The sequence below is a fragment of the Nocardia otitidiscaviarum NBRC 14405 genome, from assembly GCF_000308635.1.
Lineage (GTDB): Bacteria > Actinomycetota > Actinomycetes > Mycobacteriales > Mycobacteriaceae > Nocardia > Nocardia otitidiscaviarum.
In genome coordinates this window covers 1-491 of sequence record NZ_BAGD01000231.1, presented here as the reverse complement: position 1 = coordinate 491, position 491 = coordinate 1, and the positions used below count along the sequence as shown (strand labels likewise).

Below are 491 nucleotides of genomic sequence, written 5' to 3'. Positions count from 1 at the left end.
CTGCGCGATCCCCGACGAACGCCTGGTGATCGAGCGAGAGTTGCTGGCCCCGTTGCCGTCGTTGCGGCTCGAGATCGGCGCACCGGCGGTGATCCGCACCGTCGACCGATTGTCCTGTGTCCGTTACGGTTCGGCCCGCTACTCGGTGCCGACCCGGTTGATCGGCGAGAAGGTGTCGATCGTGGTGGACCACGGGGCACTGCTGGTGCTCGAGGCGGCGACCGGGGTGATCGTGGCCGAGCACGAACTCGTCGCGCCCGGTGAGGCATCGATCCTCGACGCCCACTACGACGGTCCCAGGCCCGCACCCAATCGCGGACCACGCCCGAAAACCACCGCCGAACAACAGTTCTGCGCCCTCGGCCAAGACGCGCAAGCGTTTCTCGTTGGTGCCGCCGCGATCGGCAACACCCGATTGAGCCAAGAGCTCGACATTCTGCTCGCACTCGGCGCCGCTCACGGCGAAGCGGCACTGACCGACGCGTTGCGCC

1 protein-coding gene is annotated in these 491 nt (G+C 67.8%); it reads left to right on the top strand.

The window, feature by feature from the left end:
* Positions 1 to 491: Mu transposase domain-containing protein (locus tag ON31_RS29440; RefSeq protein ID WP_039818328.1), on the top strand; the 491-nt coding region annotated here is incomplete at both ends.